15 protein-coding genes and 1 pseudogene are annotated in these 16,921 nt (G+C 70.2%); 9 read left to right on the forward strand and 7 right to left on the reverse strand.

The features are described 5' to 3' along the window. Window positions 1–3: 3 nt before the first annotated feature. The gene (locus ACWEOW_RS16685; RefSeq protein ID WP_452270343.1) at window positions 4–1,338 is read right to left on the reverse strand and encodes an ABC transporter substrate-binding protein; all 1,335 of its coding nucleotides are present in this window, start codon (window positions 1,336–1,338) and stop codon (window positions 4–6) included. A gap of 316 nt (window positions 1,339–1,654) precedes the next feature. Between ACWEOW_RS16685 and iolC the strand changes: the two genes are divergently transcribed. Beyond that, complete coding sequence (gene iolC / locus ACWEOW_RS16690) at window positions 1,655–2,620, forward strand: 5-dehydro-2-deoxygluconokinase (protein ID WP_452270344.1); 966 nt, start codon at window positions 1,655–1,657, stop codon at window positions 2,618–2,620. A 346-nt stretch (window positions 2,621–2,966) separates the two neighbouring features. Here iolC and ACWEOW_RS16695 read toward each other — a convergent pair. Continuing rightward, a pseudogene (locus tag ACWEOW_RS16695) lies at window positions 2,967–4,040 on the reverse strand (AraC family transcriptional regulator); the annotation flags it as partial. Between the two features lie 93 nt (window positions 4,041–4,133). Here ACWEOW_RS16695 and ACWEOW_RS16700 point away from each other — a divergent pair. Further along, window positions 4,134–4,619 (forward strand): anthrone oxygenase family protein, encoded by a 486-nt coding sequence (locus tag ACWEOW_RS16700; protein ID WP_452270345.1) that lies wholly within the window; start codon window positions 4,134–4,136, stop codon window positions 4,617–4,619. Window positions 4,620–4,695: 76 nt separating this feature from the next. Here ACWEOW_RS16700 and ACWEOW_RS16705 read toward each other — a convergent pair whose 3' ends face one another. The 5 genes from ACWEOW_RS16705 to ACWEOW_RS16725 all read right to left on the reverse strand — a co-directional run bounded on the left by ACWEOW_RS16705 (window position 4,696) and on the right by ACWEOW_RS16725 (window position 8,244). Further along, entirely contained in the window at window positions 4,696–5,085 is a 390-nt protein-coding gene (locus ACWEOW_RS16705) for a VOC family protein (RefSeq protein ID WP_452270346.1), read from the reverse strand. 83 nt (window positions 5,086–5,168) lie between these two features. After that, complete coding sequence (locus tag ACWEOW_RS16710; RefSeq protein ID WP_452270347.1) at window positions 5,169–6,539, reverse strand: MATE family efflux transporter; 1,371 nt, start codon at window positions 6,537–6,539, stop codon at window positions 5,169–5,171. Then, window positions 6,536–7,249 (reverse strand): DNA alkylation repair protein, encoded by a 714-nt coding sequence (locus tag ACWEOW_RS16715; protein WP_452270348.1) that lies wholly within the window; start codon window positions 7,247–7,249, stop codon window positions 6,536–6,538. The genes ACWEOW_RS16710 and ACWEOW_RS16715 overlap by 4 nt, the downstream gene beginning before the upstream one ends. Before the next feature lie 79 nt (window positions 7,250–7,328). Then, window positions 7,329–7,952: a class I SAM-dependent methyltransferase gene (locus ACWEOW_RS16720; protein ID WP_452270349.1), complete on the reverse strand. Its 624-nt coding sequence runs from the start codon at window positions 7,950–7,952 to the stop codon at window positions 7,329–7,331. Between the two features lie 16 nt (window positions 7,953–7,968). Further along, window positions 7,969–8,244 carry a DUF2277 domain-containing protein gene (locus ACWEOW_RS16725; RefSeq protein WP_452270419.1) on the reverse strand — a complete coding sequence of 92 codons (276 nt, stop codon included), beginning with the start codon at window positions 8,242–8,244 and terminating at the stop codon, window positions 7,969–7,971. Between the two features lie 462 nt (window positions 8,245–8,706). Between ACWEOW_RS16725 and ACWEOW_RS16730 the strand changes: the two genes are divergently transcribed. The 7 genes from ACWEOW_RS16730 (at window position 8,707) to ACWEOW_RS16760 (ending at window position 16,719) form a co-directional block, all read left to right on the forward strand. Continuing rightward, a complete protein-coding gene (locus tag ACWEOW_RS16730) occupies window positions 8,707–9,834 on the forward strand; it encodes an ROK family transcriptional regulator (protein WP_452270350.1) in 1,128 nt (375 codons plus the stop codon). 89 nt (window positions 9,835–9,923) lie between these two features. Further along, entirely contained in the window at window positions 9,924–11,288 is a 1,365-nt protein-coding gene (locus ACWEOW_RS16735; protein WP_452270351.1) for an extracellular solute-binding protein, read from the forward strand. A 93-nt stretch (window positions 11,289–11,381) separates the two neighbouring features. Further along, window positions 11,382–12,353 carry a carbohydrate ABC transporter permease gene (locus tag ACWEOW_RS16740; RefSeq protein ID WP_452270352.1) on the forward strand — a complete coding sequence of 324 codons (972 nt, stop codon included), beginning with the start codon at window positions 11,382–11,384 and terminating at the stop codon, window positions 12,351–12,353. Beyond that, window positions 12,350–13,270, forward strand: coding sequence for a carbohydrate ABC transporter permease (locus ACWEOW_RS16745; protein ID WP_452270353.1), 921 nt, complete (start codon window positions 12,350–12,352; stop codon window positions 13,268–13,270). The genes ACWEOW_RS16740 and ACWEOW_RS16745 overlap by 4 nt, the downstream gene beginning before the upstream one ends. 1 nt (window position 13,271) lies before the next feature. Further along, window positions 13,272–14,792 carry a beta-N-acetylhexosaminidase gene (gene nagZ / locus ACWEOW_RS16750; RefSeq protein WP_452270354.1) on the forward strand — a complete coding sequence of 507 codons (1,521 nt, stop codon included), beginning with the start codon at window positions 13,272–13,274 and terminating at the stop codon, window positions 14,790–14,792. Next, the gene (locus tag ACWEOW_RS16755) at window positions 14,789–15,940 is read left to right on the forward strand and encodes an ROK family protein (RefSeq protein ID WP_452270355.1); all 1,152 of its coding nucleotides are present in this window, start codon (window positions 14,789–14,791) and stop codon (window positions 15,938–15,940) included. The genes nagZ and ACWEOW_RS16755 overlap by 4 nt, the downstream gene beginning before the upstream one ends. After that, window positions 15,940–16,719: a glucosamine-6-phosphate deaminase gene (locus ACWEOW_RS16760; protein ID WP_452270356.1), complete on the forward strand. Its 780-nt coding sequence runs from the start codon at window positions 15,940–15,942 to the stop codon at window positions 16,717–16,719. The genes ACWEOW_RS16755 and ACWEOW_RS16760 overlap by 1 nt, the downstream gene beginning before the upstream one ends. Window positions 16,720–16,921 lie beyond the last annotated feature (202 nt).

Raw genomic sequence — 16,921 nt, forward strand, 5'->3', positions numbered from 1 at the left:
CGGTCAGCCGAGTGCTTCGACAGCGGCGACCCACTTGTCCCACGAGGCGGCCGGCGTCGACGAGCCGTCCTCGATGCGGGTCAGGGCCTTCTGCATCTCGTCGTTGATCGCGAAGTACTTCGTGCCCTTGAAGGGCGCGACCGAGATGGCCTTGAACCGGTCGGAGAAGATCTGGCCGGTCGGGGCGTTGTTGAACGAGGCGACCTTGACTGCGGCGAGGTCTGCGCTCGACTGTGCCTGGACCTGGCTCGGGAACGCGCCGACCTTCTTGAACGCCTTGATCTGCTGCTCGGGCGCGGTCAGCCACGCGGCGAGGATGCGGGCCTCAGCCGGGTGCTGGCTCTGCTTCGGGACCACGAGGTAGGAACCGCCCCAGTTGCCGCCGCCACCGGGGAACGTGTTGGCGACATCCCAGCCCTTGACGCCCTTGGCGTTGCCCTCGATGACACCGACCATCCAGCCGGGGCAGAGCATCGTGGCGAAGCCGTTGTGCTGGAAGCTGGCGGTCCAGTCGTTGCTCCACTGCTGGAGCTTGGCCGAGAGCTTGTCGGTGATGCCGGCCTGGACGACGGCGTCGTAGGTGGCCTTGACCTTCGGGTTGGTGGTGGCGATGACCGAGCCGTCGGTGCCCTCGTAGGTCTGCTCGATCTGGTTGATCATGCCCTGGTAGGTGGCGCCCATCGAGTCGAACCACGGGACCTTGGACTTGGCGGCGAACTGCTTGCCGGCGGCGAAGTAGCTGTCCCACGTCGTGCCCAGCCACTTGGCAACCGACTCACGGTCGCTCGGGAAGCCCGCCTGCTTCAGCAGGTCGCCGCGGTAGCAGATGGCCTCGGGACCGGCGTCGGTGCCGTAGCCGACGAGGTGGCCCTCGGCGTCCGTGGCGGCCTTGGTCTTCCAGTCGGGCCAGCGGCCGTCGACGTCGGCGTTCTTGAGGTCGACGAACTTGTCGGAGTACTGGAGGATCTCCGGAAGCCAGTCGACCTCGACGGCCTCGACGTCGGCCATGCCGCTGCCCGCCGCGAGGCGAGTGTTGAAGTTGTCGCGGGCCTCGTTGGAGGTTGCCGCCTTCTTGTGCGTGATCTTGATGTTCGGGTGGGTGGCCTCGAACTCCGGGATGAGGTCCTCATAGCCGAACTGGTTGAACGTGGCCAGGGTCAGGGTGACCGGGCCGCTGCCGCCGGTTCCACCTGCCTGGGTGGAGGGGCCGTCACCGCCCGCGGCGGAGCTGCACGCAGAGAGCGCCAGCAGTCCGACGGTGAGGGTGGCGAGCGCAACGGTCCGAGTCTGCTTGCGGCCCGCGATGCGTGCGCCAGATCGGGTGGGGCGGGGTGTCATGGAGAGCTCCTTCGGTCTTTACCCCTGAGTGGGTGTGAGAGCGCTCTCCGTGCGTGAATCTGAGCCGTGAGAGCGCTCTCACGGGAGAGAATGGGGGGTGGTTCGACCTGCGGTCAAGTGCCGTGTCCAATCCGTGATCAGGCGCGGTCGCGGCTTCGCGTCCGTGATGCCCCGTATGCCGGATGGCGGGGAAGAGACCCGGCGTGGCCCTCCGCCCGGGCGCCGGGAGGCGGTGGGAGCCCGTTGACCGGGCGGGTCCCGGCGCGGTGGTATGGAAGGCCACACGCTCGAAGTCGAGCGGGGGAAGGGGCCCGGCATGACGGCATACGACCTGCTCGCGATCGGCAGGGTCGGGGTCGATCTCTACCCGCTGCAGCAGGGACTGCCGCTCGACGAGGTGCACACGTTCGAGAAGTTCCTCGGCGGCAGCGCGGCCAATGTCGCGGTCGCGGCGGCGAGACACGGCAGGCTCTCAGGGCTGATCAGCGCGACCGGTGCCGACGCCTTCGGCCGCTTCGTCCGCCGGGAGCTGCTGCAGCTCGGCGTGGACGACGCACATCTGCAGACGATCGCCGGCGGGCCGCCGACGCCCGTGACCTTCTGCGAGATCTTCGCTCCCGACCACTTCCCGATCTGGTTCTACCGCTACCCCATCGCCCCCGATCTGTTGATCGAGACGGATACCCTTCCGCTGCAGGCGATTCGCGAGGCGTCGGTCTACTGGTCCACCGTTACCGGTCTGAGCCAGGAGCCGAGCCGGTCGGCCCACTTCGCGGCCTGGGAGGAGCGCGCGAGGGGCCCGCTCACTGTGCTCGATCTCGACTACCGAGCGAGCTTCTGGGGAAGCGCGGACGAGGCGCGACGGGTCGTCAGACGCTCAGTCCCACTCGTGACGGTGGCGGTCGGCAACCTCGAGGAGTGCGAGGTCGCCACGGGGGAGACCGAGCCCGAGTCGGCGGCCCGCTCGCTGTTGTCGTCCGGGGTCGAGCTGGCCGTCGTCAAGCTGGGCCCGCGTGGCGTTCTCGCGATGACCGCCGACGAGGTGGTGCAGGTGGGCGCGTTCCCGGTCGAGGTGGTCAACGGGCTCGGCGCGGGAGACGCTTTCGGTGGCGCGCTCGTCCACGGGCTGCTGTCCGGGTGGGACCTCGATCGGACCCTGCACTTCGCGAACGTGGCGGGCGCTCTGGTCGCCGGCCGGCTCGAGTGCTCGACGGCGATGCCGACGACCGCCGAGGTCCAGGCTCTGCTCGGCGACGTCGAGGTCGCCGACGGCGCCTTCTGACCCCCAGGACAGCGGCAACACACCGAGCAGTCGCAAACTTCGCCGGAAATAACCGCCTGAGTTGGCAGTTGGTCGGTGTGTTGCGGGGTGTCGGGGGCAAAGAAAAACCCGCCCCCGCTGGTCACGTCGCCGAACTCGACCAGCGGGGGCGGGTGCCCTTGACGCGGTGACCCGACAGGGGGAGGAGGTCACCGAGTCGCACAGGAGCAACTCACGAGAACGACTATGACTGGCGGACCTTAAAGAAGGCTGGGAAAGCCGTACCAGTTGCCTAGGACCGTGCGAGAGCGGCTCGTGGAGGGCCGCCGGGATCCGTCTCGGGAGCCTCGGCTGGGACGCCAGCACTGCCGTCGACGGGTGAGGTGGCACCCGGGGCGGACGCTGCCCGGTACGCCCGAGGGGAGAGACCGTGCTCGCGCCGGAAGGCGGCGCTGAACGCGAACGGGCTTGCATAGCCGACCTGCCCGGCGATGTGCTCGACACTGCCGGACCCTGACCGCAGCAGGTCCGCGGCCGTCGCGAGACGCCACTGGGAGACGTACGCCATCGGGGAGACGCCGACGAGCTCGGTGAACCGGCGCGAGAGGGTGGCTCGCGAGACGTGAACCTGGCGCGCCAGCCGCTCGAGCGACCAGTCGCGGGCCGGCTCGTCGTGGATGAGTGCCAGGGCCCTGCCGACGACTGGGTCGGAGCGCGCCGTCCACCAGGCGGGCGCCTGCGAACCTGGCCGGGCGAACCACTGGCGTACGGCCGAGACGAGCACGAGGTCCACGAGCCGGTCGAGCACGACGTCCTGACCTGGCAGGTCACGTCCCACCTCGCGTGCGAGCAGGTCGGCAAGGGCTGGGTCCAGCTCGCCCGCGCGAACGACCCCCACCGGTGGCATGGAGTCGAGCAGCCGACCGGTCACCTGGCTGGCGAGCTCCCACGTGGCCGAGAGGAACGTCGTCACCGGGCCGATGCCCGGCGCCGCGCCGTCGCTGGGCGCCGCGACGCTGGGCGCCGCGACGGTGGGCGCCGCGCCGTCGCTCGGCGTACCGGCCCCGGGCGCGGCACGATCGTCGGGGGCCGTGCCCGCGTTGCCCCACGTCCGCGTCCCCAGCCCCATCGACAGGGCCAGGTGCTCGCCCGTCAGCGACCGGCATACGTTGCCCGGCTCGATGACGATGGTGGGAGCCGTGCTGGGCGAATCGGCGAAGCGGTAGGGGGTGGGCCCCTTGGCCACGGCGACGTCGCCGGCCTCGAGCCGGATCGGCTCGCCCGTACTGGGTGTCAGCCAGGCCGCCCCGCTGACCATGACGACGATGCCGACGGCCGCACCGTCCTCGATCCGCAGCGCCCAGGGCGCTCTCATGTGGCACCGCAGCAGCGAGGCGCCTCGGGCGCGGTGGCTGTCGAGGATGGTGCTCAAGGTGTCCACTCGCCCGACGATACGCCGTCGTGAGACGAACGCGAAGGTATGTGCACCTGCGCCGTATGGATCATCTCACCGGGACAGGCTGAGATGAATGGCATGGACAACACCTTGATGCGCACCATCACCCTCGCGACCGCCCTCGGGTCAGGGGTCATGGGCGGCGTGCTCTTCGGTTTCTCGTCGTTCGTGATGCCGGCGCTCAATCGCATCCCCGCGGGCGACGCGATCCGAGCGATGCAGGCCATGAACCTCACCGCGCCCCGGGGCTTGGGCGTGCCGCTCCTCGTGTCGGGCGCCGGCTCGGTCGTCGTCGGCGCCTGGGCCCTGGCCTCGACCCACGGCTCGACCCGGGCGCTGCTCGTCGCGGGAGCCGCAGCCGGAGTCGCGGCGTTCGCGGTGACGGCCGCCTACCACGTCCCACGCAACAACGCCCTCGACCGGGTCGACGCAGCCTCGGCCGCAGCGGCCTCGGCGTGGTCGGACTACGAGCCCGGCTGGGTCACGATGAACCATGTGCGCACGACGCTGTCGCTCGCCTCGGCCGCCCTGCTCGTGGCCGGCGCGGTGCGCAGCGGCGGATAGCCCGCGAAAGCGCCGGCAGCTGCAGGGTCGGGGTCGCACCGGCAGCCCCAACCCTTCACGCCCCTGCGGTCCTGACCTACGCCTCCTGCGGCGGCGCCGACTGCCACAGCCCCATGAGGTTGCCCTCGGGGTCGCTGAAGTACGCGGTGAACCCCATCCCGGGCACCTCGTTCTTCGGCAGGACGGTCTTGCCGCCGGCCGCCTCGATCTTGCCCAGCGCGTCGTCGATGCTCTCGACGTCGACGGTGATGACCGGGCCGCCGAACGGCTCGCTGCGCTGCATCATGCCGCCGTTGATGTAACCCGGCTCGGTGGGTCCCTGCTCGCCGCTGGGGCCGGTGCCGGCCATGGTGTAGTCGAGGTCGGGGATGTGCTGCACGTCCCAGCCGAAAACGTTGCCGTAGAACGCGGCCGCGCGCTCCCGGTCGTCGTAGGGCACCTCGAAGTGGACGATTCGACCGCTCACCGGTCGCTCCTCTCATGCGGGTGCGTCGCCCGTCGGCGCACTTCTCGCAGCGTATGCCGGGGCGCCGACAGTCGACTGGTTGCTCAGCGGGCGCCCACGACCATCCACGTCTCGCTGCGCGCGCGCCATCCGAGGACGACGGCACGAATCACCATGAACGCCGTGAACGCCACCCAGAGCACGACCACGTCGTGAGCCGGCGAACCGCTCGGGCCCATGGCGCGGACGCCGAGGATGACCGGGAGGTACGCCGCCAGGGTGACGACCATGCCCCACGCGAGCCAGGTGCCGTCGCCGGCGCCGATGAGCACGCCGTCGAGGACGAAGACATATCCGGCCACGGCCTCGCTCAGCCCGACAACCACGAGAGCGGCCCCCAGGGCGTCGCGCACCGCCGGATCGGACGTGAAGAGCGTCGGGATCACGGAGTGCAGGGCGACGATGACGAGCCCGAGCCCGAGGCCGCCCCAGACACCCCACCGCACCATCGTCCCCATCGCGGTGCGGACCGCGACGCGGTCGCCGGCGCCGAGCGCCCGACCGGTGATGGCCTGGGCGGCGATCGCGAGGGCGTCGAGGGCAAAGGCGAGGAACGACCACACCGTCATCGCCACCTGGTGGGCGGCCAGCGTGACGTCCCCCATCGACGCGGCGACCCAGGTGGTGAGCACGAGAGTGGCACGCAGCGCGAGGGTCCGGACCAGCAGCGGGGTGCCGGTGCGAGCAGCGACGAGCACGCGTGCCGGGTGTGGCCGGAGCCGGGCCTGCGTGCGACGCGCCTTGACGAGCAGCACGCCGACGAGCGAAAGGGCCATACCCGTCTGGGCGATGACCGTGCCCCAAGCGGATCCGGCTATGCCCCAATGGAGCCCGTAGACGAACAGCACGTTGAGGGCGATGTTCACGCTGAATCCGGCGACGGACGCGACGAGGGGTGTCGTGGTGTCCTGAAGCCCACGCAGGACGCCGGTGACCGCGAGGATCACGAGCATCGCGGGGATGCCGAGGGCGGAGATGCGAAGGTAGGTCGTCGCCTGGTCGAGCGCCTCGGGCGAGGCCCCGAAGAGCGCGCAGATCGGGCGGGCGAACAGAGCCACGAGGACTGCCGTGACGGCGCCGATGCCGACGGAGAGCCACAGGCCGTCGATGCCGGCCCCGATCGCGGCTCGCTGGTCGCCGGCCCCGAGGTGGCGCGCCACGATGCTCGTCGTGCCATACGCGAGGAAGACGAAGATGCCGGCGGCCGTGATGAGGGCGGCACTGGCCACGCCGAGCCCGGCAAGCTCTGCAGTGCCGAGGTGGCCGATGATGGCCGAGTCGGCGAGCAGGAAGAGCGGCTCGGCGATGAGCGCGAGGAATGCCGGGACCGCGAGGCGCAGGATCTCCCGACGGTGCGAACCGCTTTGGGGAGCAGTCGTGTCCGTTGGCGTGCCCCGCTCGTCGGGCGACGTCATGGCACGGGCCCGAGGTGCTTGAGGGCCTCGCGGCGGCTCAGGCCGGACAGGCTCGGATGGTCGGCCACGAACGCCCTGACCCACTCGGGGTCCTCCTGCGCGTGGTCGCGCAGTGCCCAGCCGATGGCCTTGCGGATGAAGAAGCCGGGGTCGTCGATGTTCGGCTCGATGACGTCGGTGAGCAGCTGCTGGTCGAGCCGTTCCCGCGTGCCGACCTGGCTGATGATCGAGGAGCGCCGGACCCAGAGCGAGTCCGAGCCTGACCACTCGCGCATCCTCAGGCCCTCGATGGTGGGTGCCGCGAGGAGCGTGTCGCGCACGAGATGGGTGGCGATGTCGTCGACGACATCCCACCAGGCGCCGGCACGGATCAGGCTCTCCCACAAAGGCATTGCGTCGCTGTCGACCCACGCCCGGTAGGTGCGCAGGCGCGCGAGGGCGATGGCGGCATACCACTGCTCCCGGTGCGTCGCGCCGTGCCAGAGGGCGCCCACCGTGCCCTCCCACTGCGGGCGGTCCGCCATGAGGTACGCCGGGTCGCGCAGGATCGGGGTGAGCGTGGCCTTGAGCTCAGGCGAGGTGAGGCCGAAGTATGGCATGGCCGACTTCATGTAGCGCTGCTGTCCGGCGGCGCGCTCCGGGTTCGCCGCCTGCTCGAGCGCGGCGGTCACGGCCGCTACGAGCTCGGTGTGCACCCCCATGTCGGACATGCCGCCCAACGTAGCCGCTGGGTCCGACGGGAGGCGGAGGCGTCCACGACGGCATCCCGCCGCCCTGGAAGGGGCACCGTCAGAGCTTGCGGGCCACCCCGGCATACCCGAACGTCCACGGTCGCATGGCTTTCGGGAAGGGGCCGTACGCCGAGTCGAGACGCTCCACGACGAGTCCTGACTCCTCGACGATCCGGTCGATCGGCCGGGTCAGGTGGCACCCGTCGAAGACCTTCTTCTGGAGGGGCTCGAGTCGGCGCTGCCAGGCGTTCACCGTGGCATCGGGAGCGATGCCGTGCTCGAAGAAGTGGAGGCGACCACCCGGCCGGAGCACGCGGCGCACCTCGGCCAGCGCCCGCCGGACGTCCGGGATGGTGCACAGCGTGAAGGTCGACAGGACGGAGTCGACACTCTCGTCGGGCAGGGTCAGCCACTGCCCGTCGAGGTCGCCGCGGGTGATCGGCACGCGGCTGCGGGACCGGCGGCCGGCCGACAGCTGCCAGGCCACGTCGGAGGGCTCGATGGCAACAACGCTCGTCACCTCGACCGGGTAGACCGCGATGTTCAGCCCACTGCCGAAGCCGAGCTCGACGATCTCTCCGCGCAGCCCGCGGCACACGTCGGCGCGCAGCGCCATCATCTTCTCGTCCTCGCCGCCGGCGTCCACGAGGCGCGGCGTGACCTGCGTCGCCCAGAAGCCCATGGGTGGCCGGATGCGCTCAGGCCGGGGTGCCGAAGCGGGCCACATTGCGGGCGCGGGCCTTGGCCCGCTCTTCGTCGCGGTCCTTGGGCGGGGCGCTCGTCGTGAGGTGGTCGAGCAGGTGCTGCGTCGCGGCAGCGACCGCCTCGACTGCCTCGTCGAAGGCGTGCTGGTTGGCGTGGCTCGGCTTCGTGCTACCGCTGACCTTGCGGACGTACTGCAGCGCGGCGGACCGCACCTCGTCCGATGTGGCGGGCGGCTCGAAGTTGTGGAGCTGACGGATGTTGCGGCACATGACCCCACCGTATGCCGTGCCACCGACGTCCCGGCCCAAGCCGAGTCGAGTGGTCACTTCGGCACAGGAGAGGAGGCTGCGGACGAGACGAGTCGACTGAAACGGGGCCGGTGGGATGGGGCGGCCACTCGAAAGTGGATGAGGCGGCGAGGCCGGGTGGGGCGGGGTGGCCACTCGAGAGTGGATGAGGCGGCGAAGCCACGTGGGGTGGGGTGGGGCGGCCATTCGAGAGTGGATGAGGCGGCAGCCGGGTGGGGTGGGGCGGCCACTCGAGAGTGGATGAGGCGGCAGCCGGTTGGGGTGGGGCGGCCACTCGAGAGTGGATGAGGCCTCGTTTCCCGGTAGAGTGGCCCCTCTGTCACTCCCGCCACGCCCACCTCACCGGGTCGTGTCTGAACCGTGACCGAACTCTCCGTGATCCAGAGGTTGCGGATTAGGAGTTAGTAAACTTTACTAACTCCCGTGACCACCGCACTGCCGCGAGCCCGGCGCGTTTCTCCCCGCACTGCCGTTCTGCCGGCACACGGGCGGCGCCACAACCTCTCGCTCGTGCTGCAGCTGCTCTACTCCGTGGGCGCGATGAGCAGGGCGGACCTCGCCCGCCGGCTCGGCATGAGCAAGGTGACGGTGTCGGACCTGGTCGGCGAGCTCATCGAGAGCGGTCACGCGGTCGAGCTCGGCCCCTCCGACGAGGTGCGCCCGGGCAAGCCGGCCACCCTTGTCGACGTCAACCGCACCGGCCTGCAGACCATCGGCCTGGACCTTGCCGAGCACGAGACGCTCCGCGGCGCCGTGCTCGACCTCGACGGCAACATCCTCGTGCGCGCCGAGCGCGCCATCGGCGACGCCTCCGGGCAGGCCGTCGTCGACATCGTCCTCGATCTCGTCCAGGAGGTCGTCGCCGCAGCGACCGCGCCACTGCTCGGGATCGGCGTCGGCACCCCCGGCATCGTCGGCCCTGGCGGGGTCGTCGACACCGCGCCCAACCTCGGTTGGAGCAACGTGCCGCTGCGCGACCTCATCACGGACGTCACCGCGCTGCCCGTGTTCGTCGTCAACGACGCCGATGCCGCGGTGCACGCAGACCACACCCTCGGCGAGGGCGGCGACGACATCATCCTCGTCAAGATCGGGCGCGGTGTCGGTGGCGGGCTCATCGTCGGGGGACAGCGGGTCCGCGGCGCCCACTTCGCCTCTGGCGAGATCGGGCACGTCACAGTCGGCACCGACGGCGGCGCGACCTGCCGTTGCGGCAAGGTTGGCTGTCTCGAGACCTGGGTCTCGGCCCCCAACCTCGAGCGCGCCCTCGCCGCGACCGGCGACGACTCACCCCTGCGCGAGGCAGGCGAACGCCTCGGCATTGCCCTCGCCCCCGTCGTGGCGGCGCTCGACCTGTCCGAGGTCGTGCTCAGCGGCCCCGAGCGCCTGCTCGACGGAGTCCTTCTCGACTCCGTCGAACGCACCCTGCGCGAGCGGCTCCTTGCTCGCCCCACCACGCACCTGACGGTGCGACTCGCACATCAGTCCGACGACATCGTCCTGCGCGGCGCCGCCGTGCTCGTCCTCTGGGACCAGCTCGGGGTCGCCTGACCCGCCGGACGGCATACACCTATCCCCTCCACTCGCAACAGCGAACCACGGCCCGAGAAGCGCGGCCACCCTCGAAAGGAAACATCGGAATGAAGAAGACCCTCGGTCTGGCCGTGGCCACGACCACGGTGGCAGCACTGGCGCTGACCGCCTGTGGCTCGGGTTCGGCCGGTTCGGCGACGACCCCGGCCGCGAGCGGCACCGCCGCCAACGCGGGCAAGACGATCACCCTGTGGCTGGTCGGGACCGACACGCCTCAGGAGCTGCGCACCTACCTGCAGGACACGTTCAAGAAGAAGACCGGCGCGACGCTGAAGATCCAGGAGCAGGCGTGGCCCGACCTGGTCACGAAGCTGACGACCGCGCTCCCCGACGCGAAGAACACGCCTGACGTCACCGAGCTGGGCAACACGCAGGCCCCGACGTTCACCAATGTCGGCGCGTTCAGCGACGTCTCCGACATGTACGACGAGCTCGGCGGGTCCAAGCTGCTCCAGTCCTTCGTCGACGTGGGCTCGGTCGACGGCAAGAAGTTCGCGCTGCCGTACTACTTCGGCTCGCGCTACGCGTTCTACCGCAAGGACGTGTGGAAGGAGGCCGGCGTCAACACTCCGACCACCCTCGACCAGTTCAACGCGGCCGTGAAGACGATCGCCGAGAAGAACCCGCGCAAGATCAAGGACTTCTCCGGCTTCTTCGTCGGCGGTCAGGACTGGCGCAACGGCATCTCCTGGATCTTTGCCAACGGTGGCGACCTGGCGAAGAAGGAGAACGGCAAGTGGGTCTCGACGCTGGCCGACCCGAACAGCATCAAGGGTCTTCAGCAGCTGCAGGAGATCTACCGCTCGGCCACGAAGGCGCCGGCCGACGCCAAGGACCAGACGCCGTGGATCTACATCAACGACACGGACGAGATCCTCGACGAGAACCAGAAGGTCACGGGCAAGACGTCCCTGTCGGCCGCGACGATCATGGCGCCCGGCTGGGCGCACTGGTCGATCGGTGACCTCAAGGAGAAGGACGGCAAGAAGACCCGCGAGTGGAACGACGCCAAGTTCGGCACCTTCGTGCTGCCGGGCAACGACGGCAAGCCGGCTCCGGTCTTCGCCGGCGGCTCCAACATCGCGATCTCCAAGGCGAGCCAGAACCAGGCCCTCTCGCGTGACCTGCTCCGGATCATCTTCTCGCCCGAGTACCAGCAGATGCTCGGCAAGGCCGGCCTCGGCCCGGCCAACTCGGACTACGTCAGCTCGCTCGGCGACGACCAGTTCGCCAAGGCGCTCATCGATTCCGCCGCGAACTCGAAGCTCACGCCGGCCGCGCCCGGCTGGGCGGCCGTCGAGGGGAAGTCGATCATGGAGGAGTTCTTCTCCAAGATCCGTGACGCGTCGGACCTGACCGCTCTGGCGACGGAGTACGACGCCAAGATCACTCCCCTGCTCAACCTTCAGTGATCGCCCCGACAGCCAGGTGACAGCACGCTCGGCGGCCGGCCCGCACCTCCACGACGGACCGGCCGCCGGGCACCAGGCTCGAAAGGCAAGCCCATGACCTCGACGACCACCACCCCCACGCCGACGCCCCCCTCAGCCACGAGCGGACTCGTCTCCGCCACCACCCAGACCCGGCCGCGCACGAGGCGCAGCCGCCTGCCCCTGCTGTTCATCGTCCCGACGGTGATCCTGCTCGTTGCCGCGCTCGGCTACCCGGTCGGCTGGCAGATCGTGACGAGCTTCCAGCACTTCGGGATGCTCCAGCAGTTCGGCCAGCCCCCGGAATGGGTCGGGTTCGACAACTACAAGGCCCTGCTCACGGACTCGACCCTCTGGGTCATCGTCGGCCGCTCGATCGCCTTCTGCATCGTCTGCGCCGTCGTCACGGTGGCGGTCGGCCTCGGCCTCGCCCTGCTCATGCGTGCCGTGACGACCGCCGCACGGCTCGTCCTCCAGATCGCCCTGCTGTTCGCCTGGGCCATGCCCGTCGTCGCCACGATGACGGTCTGGGTCTGGCTCGTGGACTGGCGCCGGGGAGTGCTCAACTGGTTCCTCGAACAGGTCGGCATCGACGCTCAGGGCCACAACTGGCTCGCGTCGCCGCTGTCCTTCTTCGTCATCGCGGCGGTCATCGTCGTGTGGATGAGCGTGCCGTTCGTCGCGCTGTCCGTGTATGCCGGGCTGACCCAGGTCTCGCCCGACGTGCTCGAGGCGGCCGAGATCGACGGCGCCGGTGGCTGGCAGCGGCTGCGCTACATCATCATGCCGCTCATCGCGCCCGTGATCTCGATCGTGCTGCTGCTCCAGCTCGTCTGGGACCTGCGGGTGTTCACCCAGATCAAGCTGCTCCAGGACGCCGGCGGCGTCGCCAACGACACCCACCTGCTCGGCACATACATCTACCAGCTCGGCACGGGCACAGGGGAGTTCGGGATGTCGAGTGCCGTCTCCATCCTCATGCTGGCCATCACCGTCGCGGTGAGCTGGTACTACGTTCGCTCTCTCATGAAGGAGGAGACCCGATGAGCGCCCAGACCATCGCGTCGACCCCCTCGACGGATTCCACCCCCTCGACGTCCTCGCCCGAATCGACCCGACCCGGACGGTCTCCACGATCGACGCGCCGGGTTCTGCTGTCCGTCCTGGCCGTCGTGCTCGCCCTGGTGTGGGTGTTCCCGGTGTACTGGATGGTCAACTCGGCGTTCCTCGACAAGTTCACGCTCCAGCAGACCACGCCGACCTTCCTGCCCTTCGGTGGGTCGCTCGACAACTTCAAGGCCATCTTCGACGACTCGGGATTCATTGGGGCGCTGGGCATCTCGCTCACGGTGACGCTGATCACCGTCGCGGCCGCAATCGTGGTGGCCTTCCTGGGTGCGCTCGCCGTGAGCCGGTTCCGCTTCCGCGGTCGCATCTCGTTCATCCTCGCGCTGCTGCTCATCCAGATGCTGCCCGCAGAGGGGCTCTTCATCGCGCAGTACAAGATGATGAGCACGGTGGGTCTGCTCAACAACGTGATCGGGCTGTCGCTGCTCTACACCGCCGCGGTGGTGCCCTTCACGATCTGGATGCTGCGCGGGTTCGTGGCCGGTGTGCCCATCGAGCTCGAGGAGGCCGCGATGGTCGACGGCCTGTCCCGCACCCAGGCCTTCCTGCGAATCACCTTCCCCCTCTTGGCGCCCGGGCTCATCGCGTCGGCCGTCTATGCGTTCCTCCAGGCGTGGAACGAGTTCACCGTGGCCCTGGTCGTCATGACCGAGGACCAGACGCGGACGCTCCCGTTGTGGCTGCGCGGCTTCATCCAGGCGAGCGCGACCCGCGAGACCGACTGGGGCCAGGTGATGGCGGCCTCGACGGTCGTGGCGATCCCTGTGATCATCTTCTTCATCGTCGTCCAGGGACGGATGAGCAGCGGCCTCGTCGGCGGGGCAGTGAAGGGCTGACATGAACACGCACACGGAGGCGCTGCGGCGCCTCGTCCTCAGCACGCTCATGCCCGGTTTCGTGGGTATAACCGTCCCCGAGTGGGTTCAGCGGGAGTATGCCGCCGGCCTGGCTGCCGTCTGCCTCTACGGCGCGAACGTGGTCGACCCCGGCCAGCTCGCCCAGCTGTGCGCCGAGCTGCGGGAGGTCGCTCCCAACCTGCTCGTGGCCGTCGACGAGGAGGGCGGCGACGTCACGCGCCTGCACTACCCGACCGGCTCGACCCAGCCCGGCAACGCCCTGCTCGGAAGGCTCGACGACACCGCGCTGACGCGTGAGTCGGCGGCGACCATCGGCCGCGAGCTGACGGCATACGGGATCAACCTCGATCTCGCCCCGGTCGTCGACGTCAACTCCGCCGACGACAACCCGGTCATCGGAGTCCGCAGCTTCGGGGCGGAGGCGACCCTCGTCGCGCGGCACTCGGCGGCGTACATCGAGGGGATGCAGTCCGTCGGGGTCGCCGCGTGCGCCAAGCACTTCCCGGGCCACGGTGACACGGTGACGGACTCTCACCTCGCCCTGCCCCGGGTGGACGCCGATGCCCACGTGATCGACGCGCGGGAGCTCGAGCCGTTCCGGGCCGCGATCGCGGCCGGGGTGGCCAGCATTATGACGTCCCACGTCATCGTCACCGCGATCGACGCGCAGCGGCCTGCGACCTTCTCCCCCACGCTGCTCCAGGGAGTGCTGCGCGAACGGCTCGCGTTCGACGGCGTCATCGTGTCCGACGCCCTCGACATGGCCGGTGCCAGCGCGGAGACCGGCATCCCCGAGGCCGCGGTCCGCGCCCTCGTGGCCGGCTGTGACCTGCTCTGCATCGGCTCGGAGACGACTGAGGACGAGTTCGCCGACGTGGTCGACGCAGTTCTGGAGGCGATCGAGCAGGGTCGGCTCGAAACTACGCGAATTGGGCAGGCCGCAAGCCGCGTCCAGGCCCTCGCGGAGAAGTACCCTTCACATGGCTGGCGCCCGCCGCGCGGCGACGTCAGCGACCCGAGTCCCACTCCCTCCACAGGTGACTCGGGTTACCCCGACTCGTCGGAGAGTCACCCCGCGCTGCCACCCAGCGAGGTTCGACACTCCGGCGAGTCGGCTTGGTCGATCGACACGCTCGTCGCCGGCTTCGACATCGAGCCGAGCGTCCAGCCGTGGCTCGACACCCCGGGCGACGCGTACCTCGTCCAAGTCGCCTCGCAGCCGAACCTCGCCGTCGGGCCGGTGGCCTGGGGCCCGAACGCTGCCGGGCTGACGGTGGCCGAGGAGGACGTGCCGCCCGCCGCCAAGGTGGCCGTCGTCGGCCGTGGCCTGGCGAGCACGCACCCGATCTGGGCGGTGGCCGATCGGCTTCGCACGCAAGGACATCCGACGATCGTCGTCGACTGTGGCTGGCCCCGCGGCGGTGCCGACCTCGTCGTGTACGGAGGCTCCGTGGTGGTGGCTCGCGCGCTGGGCCGATACCTCGGCGTCGCTGCCCCATGAGTGGTGGAGTCAGGCTCGGGATCGACATCGGTGGCACGAAGACGGCCGCCGCCCTTGTTGACAGCGACGGCACCGTCGTGGCGTCCCGGTCAGCGCCGTCCGGCCGCGGGCCCGCGGAGGTCGTGGAGGTCGCGGTTCGACAGGCGCGCGAGCTGCTCGACGAGGCTGGGGCCCGCAGCGCCAGCAGAGACATCGCGGGTGTCGGTGGAGCATCGCCTCGGCCTGTGGCGGTGGGGGCGTGCATGCCCGGGCTCGTCGATCCGGCCACGGGACGGGTCCGCCATGCGGTGAACCTCGGAGTCGAGTCCCTCGATCTCGCAGGCGAGCTCGGCAGCGCGCTGGGTGTTGCCGTTGCGGTGGAGAACGACGTCAAGGCGGCGTCGCTGGGTGCGTGGCGTCTTCGTGCTGACTCCGGGAGCTCGGCACCCGGCGAGGCTCTGGCGTACCTGAACCTCGGCACGGGTCTCGCCTCCGCCGTCGTCCGCGACGGCGTGGTCGTCCGCGGCATCGACGGAGCCGCCGGAGAGATCGGCCACCTGCCGATCGGCGGAGACGCCCCGTGCACCTGCGGGCAGGTCGGGTGCCTGGAGACCGTCGCGTCCGGCTCGGCCCTGTCCCGCCTCTGGCCGGAGTCGCGGCGCTCGGTGCGCAACCCGTTCGTCGCGGCAGGCGCTGGGGACGTTGTCGCTGCTGCCGCCGTCGACGTCCTGTGCACGGGTGTGGGGCTCGCCATACAGCTGCTGGCGCTCGCGTCGGGTGCGGAGCACATTGTCATCGGCGGCGGCCTGTCGGCGCTGGGCGAGCCTCTCCAAGAAGGCATTCGGGCCGATCTCGCGCGACGCGCGAGAGCGTCGCAGATGGTCGCGGCCCTGGACCTCCCGGACCGCTTCGAGCTGCTCGACGGAGGTATGCCGGTCGCCGCCCTCGGTGCCGCGTGGCTGGGGTGGCCCGTGGGTGCGGGCCCTGCGGGCGCTCTGGGGCCTGCGGCGGCTGCGGGCGCCGTGGACGCGCCTGTCCGCCACCAGGCGGTAGCGGATGGCCCTGCCGGGAACGTCGGTAACGGCATACCCGCCGGTGTGGCGGACGAGGCGCCGCGCAACGGGTGGAGCGGTAGCCCGGGCCTCGCCCGCGATGAGAGAGTGGGCTGATGGAGGTCCTCGTCCAGCCCACCCCGGCCGATGCGGCCCGACGCGCGGCCGAGGTCGTGCTCGAGGGGCTGCAGGCGGCTGGGCGCGACGAGCCGACGCTGGGCCTGGCGACCGGTTCGTCACCGCTCGGGCTCTACGCCGAGCTAGCCCATGCCGTGTCAGAGGGACGCCTGGACCTTTCTCGCGCAAGGGGATTCGCGCTCGACGAGTATGTCGGGCTCCCGGTCGGACACCCACAGTCGTACCGTGAGGTGCTGCTCCGCGAGGTCTGTGCCCGGCTGGGGCTTCCGCCCGACAGGTTGCATGTCCCTGACGGTTCGGGGGTCGACGAAGCGGCGCTCGCGGCCGGCGCCCTGAGCTATGAGCGGCTCATCCGCAAGGCGGGCGGCGTCGACGTGCAGATCCTCGGGATCGGGGCCAACGGCCATCTCGGCTTCAACGAGCCGGGCTCCTCGCTGTCGTCACGGACGAGGGTGAAGCGGCTGTCGGACCGGACCCGTGCGGACAACGCGCGGTTCTTCGACACTGCCGACGACGTACCGACCCACTGCGTGACGCAAGGACTGGGCACGGTTCTTGACGCAAAAAGCTTGGTACTCATAGCAACTGGACCCAGGAAGGCCGATGCGATCGCGGCGGCGGTCGAGGGACCCTTGTCGGCGTCCTGTCCCGGCTCCGTGATCCAGTGGCACGCGGACGCGACGGTGGTCCTGGACGAGACGGCCGCCGCGAAGCTGCGGAACCGCGACTACTACGACGCGTCTGCCGCGGGGCTCTGAGGCGGCGTGGGGCCCCTTCGAGGGCTCGCGAGGCCGGGGTCACCGGTCCGCGCGGTCGTCGGCAGCGGTCCGGGCGGGACTGGAAGCGACGGGAGGCGACCGGCGGGCGCCGGAAGGCTCGGGCCGTCGGGCGCCTGGCGGCGCGGCCAGTGGGCGATTCGCTCCCGATTGTGCCTGTGGACAGACGCACAGGGGTCTGGAA

This window comes from Monashia sp. NPDC004114, from assembly GCF_053603855.1.